The sequence below is a fragment of the Mucilaginibacter gracilis genome, from assembly GCF_003633615.1.
Taxonomy (GTDB): domain Bacteria; phylum Bacteroidota; class Bacteroidia; order Sphingobacteriales; family Sphingobacteriaceae; genus Mucilaginibacter; species Mucilaginibacter gracilis.
The window spans coordinates 3,112,005-3,136,446 of record NZ_RBKU01000001.1; the positions used below are offsets into that span (position 1 = coordinate 3,112,005).

25 protein-coding genes are annotated in these 24,442 nt (G+C 40.9%); 22 read left to right on the forward strand and 3 right to left on the reverse strand.

What is annotated here, in order from left to right; genetic code table 11:
- Positions 1 to 8: 8 nt before the first annotated feature.
- Positions 9 to 653 (reverse strand): ribosome biogenesis GTP-binding protein YihA/YsxC, encoded by a 645-nt coding sequence (gene yihA / locus BDD43_RS13335; protein ID WP_121198134.1) that lies wholly within the window; start codon positions 651 to 653, stop codon positions 9 to 11.
- A 71-nt stretch (positions 654 to 724) separates the two neighbouring features.
- Positions 725 to 3,511: a TonB-dependent receptor gene (locus tag BDD43_RS13340; RefSeq protein ID WP_121198135.1), complete on the reverse strand. Its 2,787-nt coding sequence runs from the start codon at positions 3,509 to 3,511 to the stop codon at positions 725 to 727.
- A gap of 173 nt (positions 3,512 to 3,684) precedes the next feature.
- On the opposite strand from BDD43_RS13340, the gene BDD43_RS13345 reads away from it, so the two are divergent.
- From BDD43_RS13345 to porG, 9 genes are all read left to right on the forward strand, one after another.
- A complete protein-coding gene (locus tag BDD43_RS13345; protein ID WP_121198136.1) occupies positions 3,685 to 4,179 on the forward strand; it encodes a VOC family protein in 495 nt (164 codons plus the stop codon).
- 200 nt (positions 4,180 to 4,379) lie between these two features.
- A complete protein-coding gene (gene ubiE / locus BDD43_RS13350; protein ID WP_121198137.1) occupies positions 4,380 to 5,111 on the forward strand; it encodes a bifunctional demethylmenaquinone methyltransferase/2-methoxy-6-polyprenyl-1,4-benzoquinol methylase UbiE in 732 nt (243 codons plus the stop codon).
- Entirely contained in the window at positions 5,108 to 5,842 is a 735-nt protein-coding gene (gene porT / locus BDD43_RS13355; protein WP_121198138.1) for a type IX secretion/gliding motility protein PorT/SprT, read from the forward strand. Before ubiE ends, porT begins: the two co-directional genes overlap by 4 nt.
- A 53-nt stretch (positions 5,843 to 5,895) precedes the next feature.
- Positions 5,896 to 6,654: an SDR family NAD(P)-dependent oxidoreductase gene (locus BDD43_RS13360; RefSeq protein ID WP_121198139.1), complete on the forward strand. Its 759-nt coding sequence runs from the start codon at positions 5,896 to 5,898 to the stop codon at positions 6,652 to 6,654.
- A gap of 287 nt (positions 6,655 to 6,941) precedes the next feature.
- Positions 6,942 to 7,391, forward strand: coding sequence for a GatB/YqeY domain-containing protein (locus BDD43_RS13365; protein ID WP_121198140.1), 450 nt, complete (start codon positions 6,942 to 6,944; stop codon positions 7,389 to 7,391).
- Positions 7,392 to 7,512: 121 nt separating this feature from the next.
- Complete coding sequence (locus BDD43_RS13370; protein WP_121198141.1) at positions 7,513 to 8,271, forward strand: alpha/beta fold hydrolase; 759 nt, start codon at positions 7,513 to 7,515, stop codon at positions 8,269 to 8,271.
- Between the two features lie 4 nt (positions 8,272 to 8,275).
- Positions 8,276 to 8,938 carry a CBS domain-containing protein gene (locus BDD43_RS13375; RefSeq protein WP_121198142.1) on the forward strand — a complete coding sequence of 221 codons (663 nt, stop codon included), beginning with the start codon at positions 8,276 to 8,278 and terminating at the stop codon, positions 8,936 to 8,938.
- Positions 8,939 to 8,947: 9 nt separating this feature from the next.
- The gene (locus BDD43_RS13380; RefSeq protein WP_121198143.1) at positions 8,948 to 9,829 is read left to right on the forward strand and encodes an NAD kinase; all 882 of its coding nucleotides are present in this window, start codon (positions 8,948 to 8,950) and stop codon (positions 9,827 to 9,829) included.
- An 18-nt stretch (positions 9,830 to 9,847) separates the two neighbouring features.
- Positions 9,848 to 10,642, forward strand: coding sequence for a type IX secretion system protein PorG (porG, locus tag BDD43_RS13385; protein WP_162847068.1), 795 nt, complete (start codon positions 9,848 to 9,850; stop codon positions 10,640 to 10,642).
- A 31-nt stretch (positions 10,643 to 10,673) separates the two neighbouring features.
- On the opposite strand, the gene BDD43_RS13390 is transcribed toward porG, so the two are convergent.
- Positions 10,674 to 11,072 (reverse strand): hypothetical protein, encoded by a 399-nt coding sequence (locus tag BDD43_RS13390; RefSeq protein ID WP_121198145.1) that lies wholly within the window; start codon positions 11,070 to 11,072, stop codon positions 10,674 to 10,676.
- A 357-nt stretch (positions 11,073 to 11,429) separates the two neighbouring features.
- Between BDD43_RS13390 and BDD43_RS13395 the strand changes: the two genes are divergently transcribed.
- From BDD43_RS13395 to BDD43_RS13455, 13 genes are all read left to right on the forward strand, one after another.
- A complete protein-coding gene (locus BDD43_RS13395; RefSeq protein ID WP_121198146.1) occupies positions 11,430 to 12,170 on the forward strand; it encodes an isoprenyl transferase in 741 nt (246 codons plus the stop codon).
- Positions 12,171 to 12,232: 62 nt separating this feature from the next.
- Positions 12,233 to 14,785, forward strand: a complete 2,553-nt coding sequence (gene bamA, locus BDD43_RS13400; protein WP_121198147.1) for an outer membrane protein assembly factor BamA — start codon at positions 12,233 to 12,235, stop codon at positions 14,783 to 14,785.
- Positions 14,786 to 14,892: 107 nt separating this feature from the next.
- Positions 14,893 to 15,423, forward strand: a complete 531-nt coding sequence (locus tag BDD43_RS13405) for an OmpH family outer membrane protein (RefSeq protein ID WP_121198148.1) — start codon at positions 14,893 to 14,895, stop codon at positions 15,421 to 15,423.
- Positions 15,424 to 15,543: 120 nt separating this feature from the next.
- On the forward strand, positions 15,544 to 16,059 hold the full coding sequence (locus BDD43_RS13410) for an OmpH family outer membrane protein (RefSeq protein ID WP_121198149.1): 516 nt from the start codon (positions 15,544 to 15,546) through the stop codon (positions 16,057 to 16,059).
- 124 nt (positions 16,060 to 16,183) lie between these two features.
- A complete protein-coding gene (locus BDD43_RS13415) occupies positions 16,184 to 16,699 on the forward strand; it encodes an OmpH family outer membrane protein (RefSeq protein ID WP_121198150.1) in 516 nt (171 codons plus the stop codon).
- Between the two features lie 85 nt (positions 16,700 to 16,784).
- Entirely contained in the window at positions 16,785 to 17,615 is an 831-nt protein-coding gene (gene murI, locus BDD43_RS13420) for a glutamate racemase (RefSeq protein WP_121198151.1), read from the forward strand.
- Positions 17,616 to 17,743: 128 nt separating this feature from the next.
- On the forward strand, positions 17,744 to 18,814 hold the full coding sequence (gene nuoH, locus BDD43_RS13425) for an NADH-quinone oxidoreductase subunit NuoH (RefSeq protein WP_162847069.1): 1,071 nt from the start codon (positions 17,744 to 17,746) through the stop codon (positions 18,812 to 18,814).
- Positions 18,772 to 19,455 (forward strand): NuoI/complex I 23 kDa subunit family protein, encoded by a 684-nt coding sequence (locus BDD43_RS13430; protein ID WP_246001569.1) that lies wholly within the window; start codon positions 18,772 to 18,774, stop codon positions 19,453 to 19,455. The genes nuoH and BDD43_RS13430 overlap by 43 nt, the downstream gene beginning before the upstream one ends.
- Positions 19,452 to 20,003 (forward strand): NADH-quinone oxidoreductase subunit J family protein, encoded by a 552-nt coding sequence (locus tag BDD43_RS13435; RefSeq protein ID WP_121198154.1) that lies wholly within the window; start codon positions 19,452 to 19,454, stop codon positions 20,001 to 20,003. The genes BDD43_RS13430 and BDD43_RS13435 overlap by 4 nt, the downstream gene beginning before the upstream one ends.
- Positions 20,000 to 20,305, forward strand: coding sequence for an NADH-quinone oxidoreductase subunit NuoK (gene nuoK, locus BDD43_RS13440; protein WP_121198155.1), 306 nt, complete (start codon positions 20,000 to 20,002; stop codon positions 20,303 to 20,305). Before BDD43_RS13435 ends, nuoK begins: the two co-directional genes overlap by 4 nt.
- Entirely contained in the window at positions 20,302 to 20,604 is a 303-nt protein-coding gene (locus BDD43_RS13445) for a hypothetical protein (protein WP_121198156.1), read from the forward strand. The genes nuoK and BDD43_RS13445 overlap by 4 nt, the downstream gene beginning before the upstream one ends.
- 222 nt (positions 20,605 to 20,826) lie before the next feature.
- A complete protein-coding gene (gene nuoL / locus BDD43_RS13450; protein ID WP_121198157.1) occupies positions 20,827 to 22,845 on the forward strand; it encodes an NADH-quinone oxidoreductase subunit L in 2,019 nt (672 codons plus the stop codon).
- Positions 22,846 to 22,848: 3 nt separating this feature from the next.
- Positions 22,849 to 24,441: a complex I subunit 4 family protein gene (locus BDD43_RS13455; protein WP_121198158.1), complete on the forward strand. Its 1,593-nt coding sequence runs from the start codon at positions 22,849 to 22,851 to the stop codon at positions 24,439 to 24,441.
- Position 24,442: the final 1 nt, after the last annotated feature.

Below are 24,442 nucleotides of genomic sequence, written 5' to 3' on the forward strand. Positions count from 1 at the left end.
TTGCAAAATTACAACGTTTTTTTGTAAGCTTCGTAAGCTGCCGAAACTGCTTTATAATCAAACTGGTCGTTTACCGAACCTACAAAGTTTAAAACTTCTTCGCGGCCGCTTTGTAACTCGGCGGAGGTGATGAAGATGGTAGGCACATCATCAAACGTTGCCAGTAAAGCTTTTTTAAACGCACTCACAGTTTGGTCGGTCTTTACGCGCGATTGTTTGTCGGCTTTGGTGAAAATCAAACTGAACGACAAGCCTTTTTCGCCCAGCCAGTTGCAAAATTCAAGATCTATCTTTTGGGGCTCAACGCGGCTGTCTATCAATACAAAAACGCATTGCAGGCTTTCGCGCTTGTCAAGGTAAGTGCGTATAAACTTGTTCCAGTCTTCTTTTTTACTTTTTGATATACGGGCGTAGCCATAACCAGGTAAATCAACAATATACCAGTTGTCGTTTATCAAAAAATGGTTTATCAATTGCGTTTTGCCCGGCGTTTGCGATGTTTTGGCTAAACCTTTTTTATTGGTTAGCATATTAATCAATGATGATTTGCCAACGTTCGATCGGCCAATAAATGCATACTCGGGCAAAACTGCCGGTGGTAATTTTGATACCTGGGTATTGCTGCAAATAAATTCGGCAGTTTTAATTATCATGCCGCAAAGTTAATGCTTATTTACTTGTTATGGTATCATTAAACTTTGCGGCGTATTTGCGGGTAAATGGTTTAATTTATAAACAACATGCCCGGCGTTTTTGTCTGTTTTTTTTCATCAGCCTTAGCAGTATTAAATTTCCAGCGTAAGGTGAGTAAAAAATAGCGGTTTATAATTTGCGACTGTGTATCGTTAATAATATTCTCGTTAACAAACCTTGTTGAGTTAATGGCTTGGTTTAAAATATCATAACAGGCTAATTTAATTTCGGCCCTGTCTTTTTTCAAAAACTCGCGTGCAATGCTCACGTTAAGCAAATTGCTGCTTTTTTGGTAACCTGCGGGTACCAAAGGGTTATAGGTGTAGGTATACGTTCCCGAAATATTAGTGCGCTTGGGCCAGTAAATGGTATAGGGCGTATCAAAATTAAAGGTAGTTGTATGGATATTATTGTATTGCACCCCGGTGTAGCTCGAAATAGATTGGTTGAGGCCGTAGGATGGGTCGAGGGTAATAATATCTTTCCCGTTTAGTGATAGGTGCTGGCTAAAATTAACACCGTAATTGTTTTGATAACCATCCTGATGATTGATCTCGAAAAAATTATGACTTTGATTTAAGCCCACGTTTGTAGAAAGGCTCAATTGCCAATCGTTACTCTTTTTAAATCGCTTTGATATAAAGGCATAAATATTACTGCTATACCTTCCGTTTTGATTAATGGGAGTACTGGTTTCGGCACCGGCTGCATCAAGGGTTCTGCGCCGGTAAACACCATCTTCTTCAATTGATAAATTGCCGTTTATGCTGTAGCTGGTTTGGCTTTGTTGCCTATAGGTGTTAAAGCTAATGCCAAAGTTATTGTTATGGCTGCGGTTAAGATTAGGGTTACCGGTAACAGTAAAAAGTGGGCTAAAAATTACGCTGTACGGTATTAAATCGCCAATGTTAACCTGGCCAACTGTCCGTGTGTAGCTAACCGAATAATTGCCCTTGGTATAGGTGCCAAATGAGAAGCGCGCATTAGGCAGCAAATCGAAATAGTTTTGATCCAGGTCGGCAATATTGCGGTTAAACTGGTTGTTTATTTGCTGCCATTGCGCGGCCACGCCCATAACCAGGCTCATGTGTTGGCGCAACGCGTAAGTTATGCCCGGCGAAACGTGTTCTTTCCACAAATTGCGTGTTAAATCGCTGCTGGTATTCAATAAAAATAAATCATACAAGCCGGTTGCGGGGTTAAAATCATAGGTAGAAACCCTGTTAATGCCTTTGTTATAATCCGTGCCTACGTTAACATCAGCAGTAAGCTTTTTAGTGAGCGGATAACGATAGCTGACCGCTAAATTTGCGCTGATATTGTTGTTAAGGTTATTGCTATACCTATCTAACGAGTAAGAAGGAAAGCTGCTGAGGTACGAGGTAAGCGCACTTTTATCGTAATTGTTGCTACGATCGGGATTTACAGAAAAGTTGTGATCGATAGTTATAGAGGCACCCTCGGTTTTTAACTGGTGATTGTAATTGAAAGATTGCTGAAACTGCATGTTGTTGCCGCTGCCGTTACTGCTGCTAACCGATTGGTTTACCTGCGGAAAAAAATTACTGTAGCTGTTTGTAGTTGCCTTGCTGCCTGTTTGGTTGCTGTAATAGGTAAAAAATGGCGTATAGCTAATTTGGGTTGCGGTATTAGGTTGGGCCTTAACAGTGATGCTGAGGTTATGTTTATCATCAATCCTAAAGCGATTGGTAGTGGTGCTGGTTGTAAAGTCTGTATCTTGGGTTAGTTGGTCGCGGGTGTTTTTGCCATTATAATCGTTGTTGTCGTGGCTGTGGTAATAAGCAATGTTTAGCTTAAATTTTTTGCCATAATCGGTATTGATATTAACGCCTCCCGATGTTGTTTTTTGTATACCGCTAATGCCAGCCCGGCCAAAGCCCATGCCGCCTCCGCCCCGGCTTATCGCATCGCCGCCGCGGTTAAGCCCACCTGAGGTGTACAAATCATTAAAATCGAAACCGGTATTGCTTAAATTATTGCTTAAACCCAGTAAGCTTATCTGCAAAGTATCTCTAAAAATATTAAACAATCCGCCCGATTCATAGCGGCCCTCTGTGCCGCCACCAGCATACACCTTGCCAAAGGTGCTTTTCCTCAGTTTCTTTTTAAACTTTAAATTAATAATTTTTTCTACCCTGGCATCTTCAATTAAATGGTTAGGGTCGTTTTCGCGGTCGTCATATACCTGTACTTTATCTATCAATTCGGCATCCAGGTTTTTGGTGGCAATCCTAATATCGCTGGCAAAAAATTCGCGCCCATCAACCAAAACCTTGTTTACTTTTTTCCCCTGAAATACAATGTTACCATAGTTATCCACCTCAATACCGGGTAGCTTTTTTAGCAATTCTTCCACCACCGCGTTGGGGCGGGTTTTAAAGGCCTCCGCGGCAAACTCAATAGTGTCTTTTTTTACCATTATGGGCGGCCGCTCACCTGTAATTGATACCTCGTTGAGTAGTTTAGGGCTCATCATAATACCACCCAAGTCCAAAGTTTCGCCCTTCTTCAGTGTAATCGTTTTACGGAAGGGCCTGTAAGAAACAAACGAAATTAAAATTTTAACAGGCGTGCCGGTTGGCAAATTGTGCATTAAAAAGGCACCCTTTTTGTCGCTCACCATATAAAGTATTAAAGCTGCTGTGGTGTCTTTAGCATCTAATACAGCTACGGTTGCTAATTCGAGTGGTTGCCTGGTTACCGAATCGAGCACGGTGCCTTTTACAATGGCCCGGTTTTGTGCATACGCCGATAAAATAAAAAAAGTAATAAGTGCCGTAAGTAATGTTTTATACATAAAATGTGATGTGGTTACGTGATATTTCCATAAAACTATATATATAGTTTTTATAATCTACATCTGTTAACATTAATTAAGTATTTTTAACAAACCTTAAACCTGATAATATTACAATCATCTAACACGATTATGAATAATCAATCGTATTTTAGATGTTTAAACATATAATAATGGATAACTATAAAATACCCGCTGCAACCCGCATAGGCCATGTGCATTTAAAGGTGAGCGATTTGCAGCGTTCGCTGGATTTTTATTGCGGCGTTTTGGGTTTCGAATTAGTGATGATGTATGGCGATCAAGCCGCTTTTATATCGGCAGGTGGTTACCATCACCACATCGGCTTAAATACCTGGCACAGCAAAGGCATGGGCCCGGCACCGGTTAGGGCGGCAGGCTTATACCACACGGCCATACTTTTCCCCGAACGAAAAGATTTGGCGGCCATACTGCAAAGGCTCATCGATGTAAAATACCCCTTAACGGGAATGTCTGACCATGGTGTATCAGAAGCCATATACCTGAATGATCCCGACCAAAACGGCGTTGAGTTATACTGGGACAGACCCCGCGAACTATGGCCCAAAAACGAAAACGGCGAACTTACCATGTTTACAGAATACCTGGATGTTGATGGTTTGTTGGCAGAGTTAAGGAAGGCTTAAGTTCGAAGTCGCTAGCCATGAGTCAGGAATTGATCTTGAGTCAGGAGTCGTTGGTCTTGACCCGAAGTTAACCCTACCATGTGATAGTTATTATCAAGGACTTTGATTTTAGACTAAAGACTTTAGACAAAATGACGCTAATGACTTTCCATTCAAGACTCAAGACTTTAAACTAAAAAACTCTACATTTGCCATCACAAATGAGCAACACCGTAACACCTTACCAAAACGAACAGGCTACCAAAAAAGAACAGGTGGCCGATATGTTTAATAACATATCTAAAACTTACGATTTTTTAAATCACTTCATGTCGCTTGGTATTGATATTATTTGGCGAAAAAAGGCTATCAATAAATTAAAGGCCGATAAACCCCAGTTAATACTGGATGTTGCCACAGGCACCGGCGATTTTGCCTTCGAAGCGTTAAAAATATTAAAGCCAAAAAAAATAATAGGCGTTGATATTTCGCGTGGGATGTTGGATGTTGCCGATCAAAAGATAGCCAAACGCGGTTTGGGCGATCAGTTTGAGGTACACCTGGGCGATTCTGAACGGTTGTTGTTTGATGCCGATACCTTTGATGCTGTTACCGTAGCCTATGGCGTGCGTAATTTTGAAAATTTGCAAGCTGGTTTAGCCGATATTCACCGCGTGTTAAAACCTGGCGGCAGGGCAGTGGTACTTGAGTTTTCAAAGCCAAAAGCTTTCCCTATCAAACAACTTTATAATTTTTACTTTAACTACATTACGCCGGGTATAGGTAAAGTGTTTTCTAAAGACGCGCGTGCGTATTCTTACCTTCCCGAATCGGTGGCAGCCTTTCCGGATGGACAGGCATTTGTATCGTTAATGGATAAAGTAGGTTTTAAAAATACCAAACAAACGCCGCTGGCGTTTGGTATTTGTTCTATTTACACCGGCGTTAAATGATTAAAAAGTTTTACCTTACCTTATGTTTGCTGTTAATTTTGTCTGCCAAACTATGGGCGCAGGTAGCCGCATGGGGTGGGGGAGCCGATTATACCGACTATGGTTTTGGTTTCCATTTCTCGTACATTAGCAACAGTTATACGGTGTTAAAAAAAAGCGACTGGCGCACCCCGTTTTTTGATAATAACGCCGGCAAAATTATAACCGATTCGTTAAACAGCATCACATCAAGTTCGTCGGCGGGTTTTGGGGTTGGCTTTATAGCACGCTTGCGCATTACCGATAACCTCGAAGTCCGCACCACGCCGTCGTTGGCTTTTTCAGATCGTACTATATCCTACCAATACAAAACGGCATCGCAAAATGTAGAAAAAACGGTGAACGCTGCTTTGGTTGAAATTCCGTTGTCGCTCAAATTAAAGTCAGACAGGTTAGGCAATGTTCGTGCATACCTGCTTGGAGGCGTTAAATATTCATATAGTATTACGGCTCCCAAAAAGGACGACCCAAATATGTCGCCGCTTGATAAGCTGGTGGCAAACCAGCGTAGCTATGCCTCTTACGAAGCAGGCGTAGGTTGCGATATTTATTTTAATTACTTTAAATTTTCGCCCGAGTTAAAGCTTTCCAATTCATTTAAAAGTATACTTACCAGTGGCAATAACCCTTACTCAAAACCATTGGATAAACTTTTTCTGCAAACCCTGGTTTTTTCAATCTACTTCGAATAATAGCGGCGGTTAGCCAAAAAAGCATAACTTCGTGCTTTATTGTTATAACACCTATGTCTAAAATTGCTTTAATTACAGGTGCAACTTCCGGGATTGGCGAAGCCTGCGCCCATACCTTTGCCCGCGAGGGATATAACCTGATACTAACAGGCCGCCGCCAAAACAGGCTTGACGAGCTTGCTAAAACACTAAACGAGCTTTATAATATTGGCATAGCCACCTGCGCGTTTGATGTGCAAGACAAAGAAGCTGTAACTGCCAACCTTGAAAACCTACCCGCGGGATGGAGAAAAGTTGATGTGCTTGTTAACAACGCAGGTTTAAGCCAGGGGTTGGAACCCATACAAAACGGCCTGATAAGCGATTGGGAAACTATGATAGATACCAATGTTAAAGGCTTTTTATATGTTACCAAAATAGTATCAAACTGGATGATAGCCAATGGTAGCGGCCATATTATTAACCTGGGCTCAATTGCCGGGAAAGAAATTTACGCCAACGGCAATGTTTATTGCGCCACCAAGGCAGCGGTTGATTTTTTAAATAAAGGTATGCGGATAGATTTGCTCCCATACGGGATAAAGGTTACCGCCATACACCCGGGTGCTGTTGAAACCGAGTTTTCGGAAGTGCGTTTTCACGGAGATAAAGAAAGGGCAAAAAAAGTTTACGATGGTTTAACCCCATTAGTAGCCGCAGATGTTGCCGAAACTATATGGTTTGCCGCATCGCGCCCGGCACACGTAAACATTAACGAAATTATAATGGTACCAACGGCCCAGGCCAACGCTACCACGTTTTTTAGGAAATAATTTATTAGATGTGCAGATTTGTAAATGTGCAAGTGTGCAAATATGTAAATGTGCAAATGATTTTTAAATGTATTATTACAACACATTCAATCCTTCAATAAATTAATGTGTAAATGTGCAAATATGTAAATGTGCAAATGATTTTTAAATTTATTATTACAACACATTCAGTCCTTCAATGAATTAATGTGTAAATGTGCAGGTGTGCAAAATGTGCAAATGATTTTTAAATGTATTATTACAACACATTCAGTCCTTCAATCACTCAGTCATTCAATCATTAAACAATGAGCTTAATAGAAACAATCGATCAGGATATTAAAAAGGCCATGCTGGCTAAACAAGCCGAAGCTTTGCGTGCTTTAAGGGCAATTAAGGCAGCCTTATTGGTTGCCCGTACCGAAAAAGGGGCAAGCGATGTAATAAGCGAAGAAGGCGAAATAAAGGTTTTGCAAAAACTGGCAAAGCAACGTAAAGAATCGGTAGATATTTACCAAACTCAAAACCGCAACGATTTGTACCAGATAGAAATGGAAGAGTTACAGGTGATAGAAACTTACCTGCCAAAGCAATTAAGTGCCGAAGAGATACAAGCAACCATTAAACAACTGATTGCAAATTTGGGTGTAACATCGGTAAAAGAAATGGGTAAAGTTATAGGCGCCGCCAATAAAGAACTTGCCGGCAAAGCCGACGGAAAAACAATATCCGAAGTGGTAAAGCAATTATTAAGTTAAATTATTGCTTAAATTGTTGTAACTCCATTTCAATAAACTATTTTTATGGCGGATAATTATTTTTTATAGTACCTGTGTAAAGCATTAAAATCTACATACAAAAAAAAGACTTATAGAATATATGGATTTCGTGCTTAAGGAAGAAGACGGTTTTAGTTACATTGAAAAAGGCGAAGGTGATGTTTTGCTATTGCTGCATGGCCTAATGGGCGCGTTAAGTAATTGGGAGCAGGTTATTGAGGAGTACAGCAAAAAGTACAAGGTTATCATCCCCATGTTGCCAATTTACGATTTACCCTTGCTTACTACAGGTGTTAAAACCTTATCTAAGTATGTACACCGTTTTGTTAAGTTTAAAGATCTCAATAATTTTGTATTAATAGGTAACTCGCTTGGTGGGCATGTAGCTTTAATATATTCCCTTTCGCATCCGGAGTATGTGCGTGCTTTGGTACTAACGGGTAGCTCGGGCTTGTACGAAAACGCTTTTGGCGGTTCTTTTCCGCGCCGCGAAAGCTATGATTTTGTTAAGGAAAAGGTTGAATACACTTTCTACGATCCTCAAACTGCTACCAAAGAACTCGTTGACGAAGTTTTTGGTATGGTTAATGATAGGCATAAGGTTATCCGTATACTGGCTATGGCAAAATCGGCCATCAGGCATAATATGGCTAAAGATGTACATAAGATAACTATCCCCGTAGCGTTAATATGGGGAAGGAACGATAAAATTACACCGCCCGACGTAGCCGAAGAGTTTAACAAACTGATACCAAACTCGGAGTTGCATTGGATTGATAAATGTGGCCATGCACCTATGATGGAACGCCCCGAAGAATTTAACAGCTTACTGAAAGGTTTTCTGGAAAAACTTAAATAACAATATGTTAGCATCCGAACTCTTGTCAAACGCAATGCCCCCTGTTCGTTCTTCCGATACGATACAGAAGGTTATTGACCGTATGACGGAGTTTAAGGTAAGCCATTTACCCATTGTTAACGACGATGTGTTTTTAGGCCTGGTTGCCGAAGACGACCTGATAGAGCAAACCGATTACAGCACACCCGTAGGCGATTTGTTTTTGCCCCTGGTTAACCCTTATGTGGTAGAAAACCAGCATATTTACGATGTGATACGCTTGTTTAACGAGCAGCAATTAAGTGTTGTGCCTGTGTTAGACATCCGTAAAAACTACCTCGGCCTTATCTCTATCAATACCATGAACGAGTATTTTGCCAGGCTAACTTCAGTATCCGAGCCGGGCGGCATTATTGTACTCGAAATAACAAACCGTAACAATTCGTTGGCCCACATGGCGCAAATAGTTGAGTCGGACAATGCGCAGGTGCTCAGTTCATACATCCGCTCCTTTCCCGATTCAACCCGGCTGGAAGTTACCTTAAAGGTAAACAAGCAAGATATATCGGGCATTGTAGCTTCTTTTTTGCGTTACAACTATACCGTACAAGCCACTTTCAATTTTACCCCGGTTGATGATAATTCAATGAACCGCTACGACTCATTGATGAACTACCTTAATTTATAAGGCCACTGCATGAAGATAGGTATTTACAGCAGGCAATTTAACGACACGGTATTACCCTATGTACAACAGGTTTTTAATGTACTGGTACAGCACGAGGTCGAAATTTACGTTTTTCAGGATCTGGATCAATTTCTTTCAGGAAAAATAAATATATCCGGCGCTTATAAAACCTTTAATAAACAGCAGCCCTTAAACGGTGTTATTGATGTTTTGCTAACCCTTGGCGGCGATGGTACCTTGCTGGATACGGTATCTTTCATCCGCGACTCGGGCATTCCTGTTATCGGTATCAACTTTGGCAGGCTTGGTTTTTTGGCCAGCATTAATAAGGATGATATTACAGCCGCCATACACGCTGTTGTAAATAACGAATTTACGCTGGATAGCCGCGTATTGCTCACCATCGAATCGGAAAACCAGGTGTTTGATGGCGATAACTTTGCGCTTAACGATATTACGTTTCATAAGCGCGATGATTCGGCCATGATAACCATACACGCTTACCTTGATGGCGAATTACTTAACTCGTACTGGGCCGATGGCATCATTATATCAACACCCACAGGTTCAACAGCATATGCATTAAGTTGTGGCGGGCCAATCGTATTACCACAATCGGGCAATATCGTAATTACGCCTGTTGCGCCGCATAACCTTAACGTGCGCCCCATTGTACTTGGCGATGATAGCGTGCTTACTTTTGAGGTAGAATGCCGCAGTGCCAATTACCTGGTATCGTGCGATTCGCGAACCGTTGTTATAGATAATTCTATTAAATTCAGCATTCGTAAGGCTGCATTCCAACTTAATTTGGTGCGCCTTAATAATGAAACCTACTTAACTACGTTACGTAACAAACTATTGTGGGGTATTGATGCCCGTAACTATTAAATGCACTTACGTTTGGCTATGTCTAAAATTTTATTGTTGCTATTTGCAGGCTTGTTTGTGCTTACTTACACGGTAAACGCTCAAAGCTGGGAAGTAGGTGCAACCGTAGGTGCATCGGGCTACATAGGCGATTTTAACCCCAATAACCCGCTTAAATTTACCGACCCCGTTTACGGCCTATTTTTGAAACGCAATTTTGATCCCTATTTCTCCTTAAAACTTGGTGTATCTCATGGTACCATAAGCGGGTACGATAGCCAGTCGTCAAATCAGCAAATGCAAAACCGCAACCTTAGTTTTTTTACTAATCTGGACGAAACAAGCCTCATCGGCGAATTAAATTTCTTTTCATACATACCTTTGGTTGGCAAAAATATATTTACACCTTACATTTTTGCCGGCATAGGCACCGTATCATACACCCCCCAAACAACCTACAATGGTGAGGATTATGATTTGCGCGCCTTAATGACCGAGGGCCAGCAAAAGCCCTATAAAGAGTCGGCTATTGCTGTTCCGTTTGGTGTAGGGGTTAAGTACAACATTACCGGGCAGTGGAACATTATTTTGGATCTGGGTTATCGGTATACCAATACGGGCTATCTTGATGATGTTTATGGCGCATATCCAAACAAAACCGTTCTCACAACAGATATCGCACGTATATTGTCTGATCGTTCTGGCGAAATAAATGGTAATTACATCGGTTCGGCGGGCTCACAACGTGGTAATTACCGTAACGATACTTACATGTTTTTAGGCTTTACCGTATCCTACACTTTTTTAAGTTCAAAGTGTTATAGCTTTAGGTAAGGTATCTTTTGCTGATATGCCAACAAGCGGTTTAAATTATTTCATCTTTTTCAGGTATATCAATCCCGGGCTCATTAATATCTTGTGGCTTAACAGGCGGCTTTTTTACGCTTAGTTTTTTGTCCAGTTCGCGTTTATCCATAAAAAATATAACTGTGCAAAGTATTATGGCTGCGATATCAACCACCCGTCTTGACGATTTTACGTTATCAACATCCGGATATAAGTTCATCAGTGTAAACGAAAATAAATAGAGCAAAGCAATGGCAATAATACCCGCCGGGAATATCATCAGTTTTCTTTCCAGCAACACGGTTAAAGCCGGGCCATCGTTGGTGCCTGCAGTTTTAGCAGCAATAAGTTTTCTATAATATTGTTTAAAATAAAAATAGAATGCGGCAAGGAAAAATATACTGAAAGACGATACCATTGTTACTGGTTGTTATGTACACAAAATAGTAACAATTATACAAAACCGTGCTATAACAGGCAATAATTTATTGCGTTTTGCGGGCATAACTGTTAAAAACTGTTAAGTGGGTTTTTCTTTTCGGTCATATAATAAAAATATACAAACTAAGTTTTACCTTTGTCCCCTGAAATTTTTTAATATATTCAATTTAAACAGCGTGTTAGCTACGTAATTGAATAAGCAAAAAATGCAATTGATTAAGAAAAAACAATCGTTAAAACGAATTATAAAACAATAATATAACATACCAATGCGTTACCCGCTTTTTAGTTTTTATAATTCAGTATTTGCGGCCTAATGGCAAGTAACTTAACAATGGGATTCCTAGAGCAGATAGACAGAACCAGGTTGCCGCAGCACATAGCCGTGATTATGGATGGAAACGGGCGTTGGGCTAAAGAGAAGGGCAAACTGCGTGTATTTGGCCATCACAATGGCGTGCTATCCGTGCGCGATGTTGTAGAAGGAGCAGGCGAGTTGGGGGTAAAGTATTTAACGCTTTACACATTCTCGTCAGAAAACTGGAATCGCCCAAAATACGAGGTTACCGCCATTATGGAGTTATTGATATCAACCATCAATAAAGAAATAAAAAAATTAATGCAGAACAACGTTCGCCTCAACACCATAGGCGATATTGATATGCTACCAAAAAAATGTAGCGACGAATTAGAAAACGCAATTAAAAAAACTGCCGGTAATACAGGCCTTGTGCTTACGCTGGCATTAAGTTACAGTTCGCGCCGCGAAATTATACACGCAACCCGGGCCATTGCTGCCAAGGTTGAAAGCGGGGAGCTTAAAGCGGCAGATATTACAGAAGAGTTATTTTCGCAGCACCTGCACACTTCTGATTTGCCCGACCCGGAATTATTGATCAGAACAAGCGGCGAGTACCGGATAAGTAATTATTTGCTTTGGCAAATAGCCTACGCCGAGCTTTATTTTACCGATAAGCTATGGCCCGATTTTAGGCGTGAGGATTTGTTTGAGGCCATACTTGATTATCAGAAACGCGAAAGGCGTTTTGGCCTCATAAGCGAGCAGATTAACTAATATTTTTTCTTTTAACACTTTTTAACAACTGTATAAATTATTTTAGCCACCAAAATATTCGAATGAATAAATTCCTTTTTGCAATTCTTTTTTCTATGATCTGTTCAGGCGTGTGGGCTCAGGTATCAAACCAGCCGCGGGCTGCGTTGAGCAAACAAATCCCTCCAGACAGTTTAAGCTATTTAAATCCACGAGAGTATATTATTGGTGGCATAACAGTTAGTGGCACCAAGTTTCTGGATAAGGATGTATTGATACAAATATCTAAACTTAACAAAGGCGATAAAATAACCATTCCTGGTGAAGCTTCATCAAATGTGATTAAAGCCCTTTGGGACCAGGGATTGTTTGACGATGTACAGTTAAACATCACCCGCTTAACGCTCGATTCGGTTTACTTTGATATCCAGATCACCGAGCGTCCTCGTTTATCAAGGATACACCTAACCGGTATCCGCAAAGGAGAGATAGAAGATATCCAGAAAATGCTGAACGATAAGGGTGGTAAAATTGTAAACGAAAACTTACTTAATACCACAACCAACATCATTAAAAAGCATTTTAACGAAAAAGGTTTTTTAAACACAACCGTTATTATTAAACAACGTAAAGACCCTGCCGACGCAAACAGCGTTATTTTAGATGTTGCAATTGATAAAAAGCAGAAAGTTAAAATCAATAAAATAACCTTTGAAGGCAATGTAGCTTTTACACCTAAAAAGTTAAAAGGTTACTTAGGTAAAACACGCGAACGGAAATGGTACCATTTATTTGGTTCTAAAAAGTTTATGCGCGATAAGTACGATGAGGATAAGCAAGACTTTACCGATAAACTGCAAGCAAAAGGTTACCGCGATGCAGAAATTGTAAGTGATTCTGTTTACCGCCACGATGATAAAACGGTTGACATTAAAATTAAAATATACGAAGGTCCTAAATATTACTTTGGTAAGGTTACCTTTTCGGGCAACGCAAAATATCCAACTGCATTTTTAAATACATTGTTACGTATAAAAAAAGGCGATATATTTAGCGAAGAAAACCTTAACAAACGTTTAAGCGGCCCAACCGCAAATAGTGACGATATTTCATCGTTATACCTTAACGATGGTTATTTAACTTACCAGGCAGATCCGGTTCAAACCCGCATATACAATGATACCATCGACGTAGACGTTCGGATGTACGAAGGCCCTCAATACACCATTAACCGCGTATTGATAAAAGGTAACGACGTAACTAACGATAAGGTTATTTTGCGTGGGCTGCACACTAAACCAGGTCAGCGTTTCTCAAAAGAAGCTATTGTGCGCAGTACACGGGATATTACACAACTGGGTAACTTTGATGAGCAAAAAACAGATCCAAAGCCAACCAATATTAACCCTCAGGATGGTACTGTTGATATTGTTTACAACGTAGTTGAAAAACCTTCAGATCAGATCGAACTATCTGGTGGTTTTGGTGGTGGCCAATTGGTAGGTACATTAGGCTTAACCTTTAACAACTTCTCGTTACGTAACTTATTTAATGGTAAGGCTTATCGCCCGTTACCAAAAGGTGATGGTCAAAAATTAAGTTTAAGGGGCCAGTCTAACGGTCAGGATTATCAAAATTATTCGTTTACCTTCTCCGAGCCATGGCTGGGTGGTAAAAAACCAATTTATTTTGCATTAACAGCTTATACACAGTTAAGTTCAAATGTTTCTTCTTACGCCTCAACAGATCCTAACTATTATCACCTTAAAATAAACGGAGCCGGTGTTACACTGGGTAGGCAATTAAAATGGCCTGATGATGCTTTTCAGTTAAACTATTCGTTTAACGTAGATCATTACTCGCTGCAAAATTACCCTGGTTATTTGTTTAAGAACGGTACTTCATGGAACATCAAGTTAACGCAAGAATTTAGCCGTAACTCGCTGGATGCGCCTATCTATCCAACATCGGGTTCAAACTTAAAATTCACGGTACAAGTTACACCGCCGTACTCGTTGTTTAACAACACTAACTATAAAATTGCAACCGCACAAGAGCGTTACCAGTTTGTTGAATACCACAAATGGAAATTCGAATCGCAGTGGTTCCAAAAAATATATGGTAAACTGGTATTAAAAAGTCAGGCGCAGTTTGGCTTTATGGGCTACTACAATAAGGATGTGGGCCAGGCACCGTTTGAGCGCTTTAAGTTAGGTGGCGACGGTATGCAGAGCTATCAGTATTTACAGGGTAGCGAAATTATAGGCTTAAGAGGTTACAAAAACTTCTCTATAGTGCCGGTTGGCTCAACCTATACCGATCAAAATAATCCTGGTAGCCCTATATTTAACAAGTATATGCTTGAGCTACGTCACCCGGTTATTGCCAGCCAAAGTGCCACAATATTTGTGTTGGCATTTGCCGAAGGCGGTAACGTATGGAACTCGTTCAGCGATTTTGCACCGTTTAACGTAAGGCGTTCGGCGGGTGTAGGTGCGCGTATATTTTTGCCTATATTTGGTTTGCTTGGTTTGGATTATGGTTATGGTTTTGATACTATCCCGGGTCAGCCCGATGCTAATAAAGGCCAGTTCCACTTCTCAATATCGCAAAGTTTAACCGGCGGGTTTAATTAATACGCTTAGTGGTGCTTTTACTAATGTTTAATTTGCTTGGTAAATAAGTAATAAAAGCAATATATTGCGTTTGTTAACGGCACAGCACACTAATAGATAATAGAGCAATGAGAAAGATATTTTTGACCTTTGGTTTTGTATTTTTAACGAGCGTTTGTGCATTTGCACAGCGCTTTGCTTACATTGATTCGGATTATATTTTAAAACATATACCCGATTATGTGTCGTCTCAAAAAGAACTTAACTCGCTTTCGGCCCAGTGGCAAAAAGAAGTTGATGCCCGTTTCCAGGAGATTGACCGTATGTATAAAGCCTACCAGGCCGACCAGGTATTGATGACCGCTGATATGAAAAAGCGCAGGGAAAACGAAATTGTTGATAAGGAAAAAGCCGCTAAAGATTTTCAGCGCCAAAAGTTTGGCCCGGACGGCGAGCTTACCCAACGCAGCAATACCCTGGTTAAACCCATACAGGATAGAATTGCCAAAGCAGTACAAGGTTTAGCCGAAAGCGAAAATATTGATATGATATTTGATAAGAACAGCGAAGTTGTAATGCTGTATGCAAACCCACGTTACGATAAAAGCGCCGATGTAATTACGCGCCTTGGGCTTAAACCCGGAGTTTTTGCCAAGTAATAATAAATTATGTTTAGTAAGTTAAATACATATTAAACTTTGCCGAAGCGTTAAAATAGTGCCGCTCAAATCAAATAATTTGTTTAAAATAGCACCATAAAAAATCAGGAAAAAGTTCAGATGAAAAAATTATTAAAAGTTGTATTAGTTGCGGGGTGTATGTTGTTTACGGGGAACATGATAGCTAATGCACAATCAAAAATTGGCCATGTTAACTTTAACGCTATAATTGACCAAATGCCCGATACCAAGGTAATTTCGGCCCAGTTACAAGCTTATCAAAAAACGTTTATCGATCAGTTAACTGTTATGCAATCGGAGCTTCAAGTTAAAGCTAATGCTTACGATACTCAAAAAGCTACCATGACTGATGCTGTGCGCCAGTTAAAAGAAGGTGAATTGCAAGACATTCAAAAACGTATGCAGGATTATCAAACAACTGCAGGCCAAAAAGTTGATGCCAAAAAAGAAGAACTTGGTAAACCACTTTTTGACAAAGTTAGATTGGCAATATCGGCAGTAGCTAAAGAAAAAGGTTACGGTTACGTTATCGATTCGTCGCAAAATGAGCTTTTGGTAGCTCCGGATGGCGACGATTTAATGGCAGCCGTGAAATTGAAATTGGGTTTAAAATAACCTCAAAAGGTAACAAGTAAAAGGAGGGAAGGCTTACGCTTTCCTTTTTTATTGTAACGCTATAAAGTAGTAAAAACAAAAAACGTCTTAATATAATACTCTAAAAACAACCCCAAAAACAGGAATGAAAAAGTTATTTAAAGTTGCCCTGCTTGCCGCATGTATATCATTTACAGCAAGTTTTGTTGCTAAAGCGCAAAGTAAACAAGGCTATGTTTATTTTAGTGCCATAATTGATGTTATGCCCGAGAAAGCAACATTGCAAAAAACATTACAGGATTATCAAAAAACATTTGCCGATCAATATCAGTTAATGCAAACCGAATATCAAACTAAAGGTGCCGATTACGAAAAAAACCGCGCTACCATGACTGATGCCGTGCGTGCTGTAAAAGAAAGCGAGTTGACCGATATTCAAGGCCGTATACAAAAATTTTCTGCCGATGCCCAACAAAAAATGGAAGCTAAACAAAGCGAATTGGCAAAACCATTGTTTGATAAAGTAAAACTGGCAGTAAACGCAGTAGCTAAAGAAAAAGGTTATGGTTTTGTATTAGATGCAACATCACAAATATTAGTAGTTGCTCCTGATGCTGACGATTTAACCCCTGCCGTGAAATTGAAATTAGGCATCAAGTAAAATTTTCAATAATTGAGATTAAAGGGAAAACTTCGGTTTTCCCTTTTTAGTTTTACAGGTTTTTTTATTTGTTACTTTAGTACCCATGTTATCAACCCAACCCATCGGTGTTTTTGATTCTGGTTATGGCGGTTTAACCGTTTTTAAATCGATAGCCCGGTTGCTTCCGCAATACGATTATGTGTACCTGGGCGATAACATGCGCGCACCATATGGCAACCGCTCGTTTAAAACCATCCACCAATATACCTGGGAATGTGTGCAGTTAATGTTTGATATGGGTTGCCCCTTGGTAATACTGGCTTGTAATACAGCTTCCGCCAAAGCACTGCGCACTATTCAACAGCAAGATTTACAGCATCAGCATCCGGGTAAACGGGTATTAGGTGTTATCCGGCCCACTGCCGAGGTTATAGGTAACTGTACCCAAACCAAACAAATAGGCGTTTTAGGTACCAAAGGCACAGTACAATCCGGATCATACCTGCTCGAAATTGAAAAGTTTTTTCCTGATGTAAAAGTGTACCAGCAGGCTTGTCCGCTTTGGGTTCCGCTTATCGAGAACGGCGAATATGATAAACCCGGTGCCGATTATTTTGTAAAACAATACCTGGACCAGGTAATGGCGCAATGTGCCGGTATTGATACCCTTTTACTGGCCTGTACCCATTACCCGGTGTTAGAGCAAAAAATAAAGGCTTATCTTCCCGCTAGCATCAAGGTGGTTGCTCAAGGCGATATAGTTGCCCAAAGCCTTGCCGATTACCTGCACCGGCATCCCGAAATGGAGCAACGCCTCACCAAAAACGGCCAGCAACAATTTTTTACCACTACCGATGATACGAGTGATTTTGACCATCATGCCTCCATATTTTATTCCGAACCGGTAAAATCATCTTATCTACAGGTTAAATAAGTGCCAGACAAAGTATCCTATTAACATGGGATAGCAATATTTACAATTGGGACATCCAATTAATGTATACTAAAAAGCTATATTTTATTTACAATTAAGTAAGTTTGCAGCCCAAAGGCAATTTCAATTTGAACTTTATTATTACATATATTATTATTGCTTTAGGGCTATTCGCTTTCGCAGGGTTGTTTACCCTTATTGGCGTGTATGCCGAGCGTAAAGTGTCGGCTTTTATACAAGATAGGCTGGGCCCTGTTGAGGTAGGCAAGTTTGGCTCGCTCCAAACCCTGGCCGATATGCTTAAACTCATCCAAAAAGAGTTTATTACCCCCGCCGCCGCCGATCCGCTTTTGTTTGTGTTGGCTCCGGCCATCATATTTGTTTCGGTTTTTTTGGGTTTTGCAGCCATGCCCTGGGGGCCGGGCATTGTTCCCGTAAGCCTTAATATTGGGTTGTTTTACGTTTTTGCCATTGTTTCGGTAGAAACACTTGGCATATTAATGGCAGGCTGGGGTTCAAACAACAAATATTCGCTGTTGGGGGCCATGCGTTCGGTATCGCAAATTATCTCGTATGAAATACCTGCCGGCTTCGCCATTATATCTGTAGTGATGATTGCCCAGACTTTAGACCTGCAAGAAATTGCCGCGCAACAAGGTATTTTGTCAACCGTACAGACCAAGTTTTTTGGTTTTTGGGATGTGAGCCATATAGGTGGTATATTGTCGTGGAATATATTTCGCGCACCGCATCTCATCATAGCATTCGTAATTTACTTTATTGCATCGTTGGCCGAATCAAACCGGGCACCTTTTGATATTCCGGAAGCTGAATCGGAACTGGTGGCAGGTTTCCATACCGAATATACGGGTATGGGTTTCGCCTTTGTTTTTTTGGCCGAATATGCCATGATGTTTTTGGTATCTATGATAGCAGTGATGTTGTTTTTAGGGGCCTGGAACACACCATTTCCTAACTTTGATGCCTTACGTTTGGCCGACTGGACTACAGGTTTAGGCTTTGGCATTTTATGGGTAACCTTAAAAACGCTGGCCCTTGTTTTTATACAAATGTGGATAAGGTGGACATTGCCACGTTTCCGCATAGATCAATTGATGAATTTGTGCTGGAAAGTGCTAACACCACTGGCCTTTATATGTATGCTCATATCGGGCATTTGGCGTATATTGTTGATGTAAATATGTTAAGAGGTGTAATAAACGGATTTAAAACTGCATGGGTAGGCTTGTTCCTCACCATAAAACACATGTTTGCTTCTAATAAGCAAAGGGTGGTGGAGTCTGTAAAATCCGATAATTACTTTGAGCAGCAAAACGGCCACGGCACCAACACTATTCAATACCCTTCGCAACAGTTACCAGTACCCGAAGTTGGCCGTTACCAGTTGGATGTTGAAATTGACGACTGTATTGTTTGCGATTTGTGTGCCAAAATTTGTCCGGTGGATTGTATTACCATTGAATCTATCAAAGCTACCGAACTGATTGGTTTAACATCCGACGGTAGCCCCAAACGCATCCATGCAGCTAAGTTTGATATTGACATGGCGAAATGTATGTATTGCGGCCTTTGTACCGTGGTTTGCCCAACGGAGTGCATTGTGATGACTAATGAATACGACGTAAGTGTGCCAAGTATTGATTTGTTGAATTACAAATTCTCGGACATGTCGCCCGAGTTTGCCCGCGAAAAGCAACGGGAATTAGATGCCCAACTGGCCGAAAAGCAAGCCGCAAAACTGGCGGCACAAAAAAAGAAAGAAGACGATGATAAAAGAAAAAAAGATAACGAAGGCGGGGAGGCCGGCGTTGTACTATGAACATAGGTGATGTTTTATTTGGCGTAATGGGTTTTGTTGCATTGGCATCGGCGTTGCTGGTGGCGGCAAGCAATAACCTGGTGCGCTCATTATTTATGTTTTTTGTGACACTGTTTGCCATAGCCGGCCTATATGTTTTTGCCCTTGCAGATTTTGTTGCTGTTACCCAAATTGTAATTTACGTTGGCGGCGTTTTAGTACTCATGCTTTTTGCGTTTATGCTTTCGGGAAAAGAAACCCTCAATAACCTGAAGCAAAGCAATAGCCGTTTTATTTCGCTTGGTAAGGTGCCCGCAGTTTTAGTGGCTTTGCTGTTTTTAATTGTACTGGCAAACGCCATTTTAAAAGTGCAGCCTGATAGCTTACCCTGGATAAAGGCATCTGCGCAAAGCAACAACATTATAAAACCTACTGATAACATGGTAAATAATATAGGCATTAACCTGATGACGCGCTATTTACTGCCGTTTGAAGTAGTATCTGTTTTATTAATGATGACTTTAATTGGTGCTGCCCACCTGGCCCGCAAGGAGGAGCATAAATTATGATAACGTTAAGCAATTTTTTGCTCATAGGTGCAGGCTTATTTTGCATAGGTATTTACATGGTGCTATCCAAACGTAACGCAATACAGGTATTGATAGGGATTGAGCTTATTATCAATTCGGCCATATTAAATTTGGTAGCTTTTGGCAGGTATGATAAGGTTAACAATGCAGGGCAATCATTTGCGCTGTTTGCGATAGTATTAGCGGCGGCGGCAGTAGCTGTGGCACTTGCTATTATATTAAACGTGTACCGCCAGTACAAAACCATTAACCCGGCTGAAGTAGAGAGTTTAAAAGGATGAAAAAAACACTGTTTATACTGCTTTTCGTACTAACCGGTATTACATCGGTTTCGGCACAAACAAAAAAGAATGCATACGAAGATAGTGTGTTGTGTGTTGTTGACGGTGTAAAGCATAGGGGTGTGCCTAAAATAGACACTAATTTTATTGCCGAAATAATGGTTTACAAAGACCACGACGAAGCCCTTAAACAATTTGGCAACGAAGCCCGTAATGGGGTTGTTATAATTAACACGCTTAGCTTTGAAATTAGCGAATATCAAAAAAGGTTAAGCTTGTTTTCAAACAGCTACAAGTAATATTTAGCAGCATACAACAATAACGACGAGTATATAACTTATTATATCAATAAAAAAATTCACCTATCGGCAGATAGGGAAACTATAAACAAACTTTACAGCCTTAAATCGGAGAATATAGAAAGTGTTACCACTCAGTTTGTCGCCATCGGAAAAAAAGATCCAAAGAATGGGTTAAAAAAGGCAATAGGATCTGTTCACGTCACAACAAAAAATTAAAATTTGGAACTAACTCAACATCAGGCTCTTGTTACCCAGCTCGCAATTTTAGCGGTTGTGTTGCCTTTTGTTGCATTTTTGGTTAACTATTTGTTTGTTCCAAAACAAAGCAAACTATCGGGCGGAGTGTCTGCTGTGGCCATATTGCTAACGTTTGCACTTTCGGCCTATGTGTTTTTCCAGATATGGGATCAGTCGCCAATACATGTTAGGCATCTTTGGTTTTCCATTGGCGATAGCCAGGTTTATGTTGGCGTTTGGCTCAATAATTTATCTGTTTTAATGCTGTTACTGGTTTCGGCAATAGCCCTGCCGGTACATATATACAGCATGGCCTACATGGATGGCGACGAACGTTACAGTACTTACTTTGCCTACCTTAGCTTTTTCTGTTTTGCCATGTTGGCTCTGGTTATTATGGATAACCTGCTTTTGTTATATGCCTTTTGGGAACTGGTAGGCTTTGCATCGTACCTGCTCATCGGCTTTTGGTTTACCCGGGAAAAAGCAGTACAGGCCAACAAAAAAGCATTCATTATGAACCGCATTGGCGATGTTGGGCTTCTTATCGGCATCCTCATTATCTATTCGCACTATCACACGTTTGATATGGTTACCTTGTTTGATGGCGGTAACCCCCTTGTGGCTGGCGCAAGTATTGGTACGCCATGGATAACCCTTGCAGGCCTATGCCTGTTATGCGGTGCTATAGCCAAATCAGCACAGTTCCCGCTGCATACCTGGCTGCCTGATGCTATGGAAGGGCCAACCTCGGTTTCTGCATTAATTCATGCCGCAACAATGGTTGCCGCAGGTATATTTTTATTAGGGCGCGTTTACCCGGTATTTAACCAGCATGTTTTAATTATTATAGCCATTATTGGATGCTTTACGGCTTTTATGGCCGCCACCATAGCACTTACTCAAACCGATTTAAAGCGCATTTTGGCTTATTCTACCATATCGCAATTAGGTTTTATGATGCTAGGTATGGGTGTTGGGGCTTACTCATCATCATTGTTTCATTTAGCCACACATGCATTTTTTAAATGCTTGCTTTTTTTGGGCGCAGGGGTTATCATTCACCAAATGAATCACCTCAAGCATGAGCATCATTTAGATATTGACCCTCAAAATATACTGCACATGGGTGGCCTGCGTAAGTTGATGCCCGTAACCTTTATTACGTGTTGCATAGCCTCGTTAGCACTAATAGGTTTCCCGTTAACATCCGGCTATTTATCAAAAGACGGCATCCTTATCCAATCCTTCAACTGGGCGCAGGATAAAGGCTGGGCATATTATATTATCCCGATAGGGGCCATGCTTACCAGTTTGCTAACTACGTTTTATATTGCGAGGCTCATATTCAAAGTGTTTTTTGGCGAATCGCGCTTAAAACAAATTGATCCGGAAATTGAACCAAAAGCTCATGAAGGCAACTGGCTGTTATCGGTACCCATGATGTTGCTGGCGGCTTGCAGTTTGTTTCCATTGTTCTCGTTTAACCCGTTCGGTTTAAAACAAGCATGGTTGCTGCATGGCTTTGCTGCCACCGCCGAAGCCGAAAATAGCTTCCGTTTATGGGTTCCGGTTATGATAAACGTAGCGGGTTTAGCAATTATATATATGGCCTACCTCATTTACGCAAAGCAAAGTATACATTGGTTTAAACAAAAAGGCGTGCTTTTTAACCTATCATACAACCAATGGTACATTGATAGTTTTTATAACCAGGTAATAGTTAAACTGGTGTTGGGCTTAGGCAAAACGCTGTACTGGTTTGATAAGCACGTTTTAGATGGCTTTATCAATTTGCTGGCCGCAACGGGTATACTGCTCGGCAAAATTTCGGCTCTGTTTGATCAATATATTATTGATGGACTGCTGCATTTAATAGCTTACGTAGTAAAACAAACGGGTAACTTTATCCGTGGCTTTCAAACAGGCAGGGTACAAAATTATTTGCTAACTATGCTGCTCATCATTTTGGTTGTATATGTTTTAAAGACGTTTATTTAAATAATGAATATATTAACGCTCCTTATTTTTTCACCTTTACTCTTTGGGTTCATCATTTTACTTATCCCAACCGAGTATCGTAACATATTTAGGTACTTAACTTTGCTGGCTACATTGGTACAGTTGGGCATTAGCATATGGCTGTATTTTAACTTTAAAACAGGTGCGGCTTTCGCCGGAATAGCCAACGAAGGGCAATACCAGTTTGTTGAAAAACTGCACTGGATAGGCCTTAACCTTGGCGGCATGGGCCGTATGCAGATAGATTATTTTGTTGGCATTGATGGCATTTCTGTTTTGCTGCTCGTTATGTCGTCGGTTGTGATGGTAATTGCGGCTCTGTCTTCGTGGGAGATCAATAAAAATCATAAAGGTTATTTTGCGTTGTTTTTATTGTTGGATGTTGCCATAACAGGCGTATTCTGCTCGCTTGATTTCTTCCTGTTTTATATCTTTTACGAACTGATGCTTTTGCCCCTGTATTTCCTTATCGGGATATGGGGCGGCGTTCGGCGCGAATATGCGGCCATCAAATTCTTTTTATATACGCTGTTCGGTTCGGTTTTTATGCTGTTGGTTATGGTAGGGTTGTACTTTTCGGTAAAAGATCCGGCAACGGGCAACCACACCTTTAACATGATACAAATGATGAACCCTGCAAATTACGATGCGGGGTCGGTATTTAGTGTACTTGGTAAGCACCTGTTATTTGGCTTGCCGGCACGCACTGTTGGCTTTATTGTATTGTTTGTAGCCTTTGCTATTAAGGTGCCGGTTGTACCCTTCCACACCTGGCTGCCGGATGCGCACGTGGAAGCACCTACGCCTGTATCAATTATATTGGCCGGCGTGTTGCTCAAGGTAGGTGGCTATGGTATTATACGCATCTGCTTAGGTATCTTCCCGGAAGTTGCCCTGAACGGGGCTTTTTGGCTCGGACTTTTAGGTGTAGTATCTATATTATACGGCGCGTTAAATGCCCTTGCCCAGCGCGATTTAAAACGCCTCATTGCTTTTTCGTCCATCTCGCACATGGGTTTTGTACTCCTCGGTATCGCCTCAAATACTGCCGAAGGTGTAAGCGGTGCCGTTATGCAAATGATAAGTCACGGCTTTTTATCAACCATGCTGTTTTATTTGGTGGGTGTTATTTATATCCGCGTACACGACAGGGATATTTACAGTTTCCGCGGACTAGGCACCCTATTGCCGCGCTATACGGTGTTTATCATGATAGCCTTTTTTGCTTCTCTCGGCTTGCCAGGTTTTTCGGCTTTTATTGCCGAAGCATTTAGCTTGGTTGGTGCTTTTAACTCCACAACCATACCTAACTGGATGGCCGTTTGCGGCTCGTTGGGTATATTATTAAGTGCTGCTTATTTTTTATGGACGCTACAGCGGATGTTTTTTGGCGAAACCCGGCTAAAAGGAGGCGAAATTTGGAAACTTGCCTTAACCGACCTGGGCAAACGCGAACTACTGGCATTGGTGCCGCTTTCGCTGCTTACCCTGGCTTTGGGTATTATGCCATCGCTGGTTTTCGATAAAATTAACGATTCGGTATTGGCATTAATACAATTGATTCAACCCCGGTAAA